3 protein-coding genes are annotated in these 2,520 nt (G+C 71.6%); all 3 read right to left on the bottom strand.

What is annotated here, in order from left to right; translation table 11 throughout:
• The coding region (locus tag ACFDTC_RS05780) for an SDR family oxidoreductase (RefSeq protein ID WP_375257928.1) at nt 1–575 on the bottom strand (575 nt) is incomplete at its 3' end.
• A gap of 80 nt (nt 576–655) precedes the next feature.
• The gene (locus tag ACFDTC_RS05775; RefSeq protein WP_375257927.1) at nt 656–1,822 is read right to left on the bottom strand and encodes a M20 aminoacylase family protein; all 1,167 of its coding nucleotides are present in this window, start codon (nt 1,820–1,822) and stop codon (nt 656–658) included.
• A 109-nt stretch (nt 1,823–1,931) separates the two neighbouring features.
• The coding region (locus tag ACFDTC_RS05770; protein ID WP_375257926.1) for an FAD-dependent oxidoreductase at nt 1,932–2,520 on the bottom strand (589 nt) is incomplete at its 5' end.

Raw genomic sequence — 2,520 nt, 5'->3', positions numbered from 1 at the left:
TGGGCGTGGTCGGTCTCGCTCAGTTCGGACGGATCGCCCTTCCAGATCCAGCCGGGCGCCACCGCGTTCACCCGCACCTCGGGGCCCAGCGACACCGCCAGCGCATGGGTCAGCGCGCTCAGCCCGCCTTTTGTGGCGGCGTAGGCCTCGCAGTCGGGCTCGCTCATCATCGCGCGGGTCGAGGTGACGTTGACCACGGCGCCCCGCGCGGCGCGCAGGTGCGGGACCGCGTGTTTCACCATCAGGAAGGGGCCGGTCAGGTTCACCGCCAGCCGGCGGTTCCAGTCGTCCAGCGACAGCTCCTCGACCGGGCCGGTCTCGGGGTCGGCGATCCCGGCATTGTTGACCAGCAGGTCGAGACCGCCGTCGAGCATGTCCGCCAGCGCACCGAAGGCCGCGCGCACCGCGGATTCGTCCGAGACGTCGCAGCGCACCTGCCTTCCCGGCCCGTCGTCATCGAAATCGACGTCGAGTGCAGCGACGCGCCAGTTGCGCGCCGCGAGATGCTCGGCGACGCCGCGGCCGATCCCGCGCGCGGCGCCGGTCACGATGGCGGTGGGAAGCCTGTCGGCCATGGTCGTCCTCCGGGATGCGGGCGTTTCGCCGCGACAACCCCGGAGGCGCCGATGCCGTTCCGGGCCGAAGCCCGCGCGCGTCAGCCGGCCAGCGGCATCCGGCGCTCGACCACCTCGGCCCACCAGGAACAGCCGGCCGGGATCGCCTCGTCGGCGAAGTCGTATTCGGGGTGGTGCACCGACGCGGTGTCGCCGTTGCCCACGAGGATGTAGGCGCCGGGGCGTTCCTCCAGCATGAAGGCGAAATCCTCGCCGCCCATGACCAGCGGCGCCTCGTCGCAATCGCCCGAAACGGCGCGGGCCACGTCGCGGGCGAAGTCGGTCTGTTCGGGGTGGTTGGCCATGACCGGGTAGCCGCGGTGGTACTGCACCTCGGCGCTGCCGCCGAAGGCGGAGGTGATGCCGGCGGCCAGTTCCTTGATCCGACGCTCGGCCAGGTCGCGCATCTCGGCGCTCATCGTGCGCACGGTGCCGCGAAGGTGCACGCGCTGCGGGATCACGTTGAACGCCTTCGACGACGTCTCGAACGCGGTCACCGAGACCACCACCTGGTCGACCGGATCGGCGTTGCGCGAGGCGATGGTCTGCATCGCCAGCACCAGCTGCGACGCCATGACGGTGGTGTCGACGGTCTCGTGCGGCTTGGCGGCGTGGCCGCCGCGGCCGGTCAGGTGAATGTCGAACTGGTCGGTCGCGGCGAAGAACGCGCCCTCGCGGATGGCGAAGCTGCCCACCGGCCGGCCCGGCCAGTTGTGCATGCCGTAGACCTCCTGGATGCCCCAGCGGCCCATCAGGTCGTCGTCGCACATCTCCTTGCCGCCGCCGCCGCCTTCCTCGGCGGGCTGGAAGATCACCACCACGGTGCCGTCGAAGTTGCGTGTTTCGGACAGGTAGCGCGCGGCGCCGAGCAGCATCGCGGTGTGCCCGTCATGGCCGCAGGCGTGCATCGCGCCGTCGGTCTTCGACGCGTATTCGACGCCCGTCGCCTCGTGGATCGGCAGCGCGTCCATGTCGGCGCGCAGGCCGATCACCTTGCCCGACGCGCTTTCGCGCCCCTTGATGACGCCCACGACGCCGGTGCGGCCGATGCCGGTGACCACCTCGTCGCAGCCGAATGCCTTGAGCTTTTCGGCCACCAGCGCCGAGGTCCGGTGCGTCTCGAACAGGATCTCGGGATGCTGGTGAAGATCGCGCCGCCAGGCGGTGATCTCGTCGTGCAGTTCGGCGAAGCGGTTCTTGACCGGCATGGATACTCTCCCGTGGACTGGTTCGCGACAGTGATACACCGGCGCGGCGCGGCTGCAAGGCGACGGCGCCGCGGAGCGGCCGCGAAGGCCCCGGCGTCGGTGCTCGGGCCTAAAGGTTGGGCCCCGGCACCAGCGTCGAGCCGTCGAAGAACCGCCCCATGCGGAAGCGCGCGAGATCCGTGCCGGGATCATCGCCGGTGGCGAGGTCGGCGGCGATCCGGCCGAAGCCCGGCCCCGCGCCGAAGCCGTGCCCGCACATGCCGGTGCAGACCGTCAGGCCGGGGATCTGCGCGGCGTGGTCGACCACCGGCACCACATCGGGCAGCACGTCGATCATGCCGGCCCACGCCGCCTGCACCGGCACCGCGCCCACCTGCGGGTAGGTCCGGGCGAATTGACGCGTCAGCGTCTCGACCTTGCCGGGGGCCGGCGCGGGGTCGAGGATGCGCATCCGCTCGAACGGGGTCTGCTCGTCGTCGGACCAGCGGCGCGGCGTGCCAAAAGCGTCGGGGTAGCCGCGCGGCGCGGGCCGGCGCAGGTGCACGTCGAAGATGCCCTGCAGCGCGAGCTTGAGGTAGCGTCGCACGTGGCGGATCGAATCGGGCCCCAGGAACAGGTCGGCGAAGGCCCCCGGCGCCAACGTCACGCCGCCGTCGTCGCGCGGGCGCATCGCCATCGCCCAGCTGACCGAGGCGGTG

The sequence above is a fragment of the Citreimonas sp. genome (assembly GCF_042096055.1).
Taxonomy (GTDB): Bacteria; Pseudomonadota; Alphaproteobacteria; order Rhodobacterales; family Rhodobacteraceae; genus Citreimonas.
The sequence above is the reverse complement of the archived record's forward strand: the minus strand, read 5'-3'. Positions and strand labels throughout refer to the sequence as shown.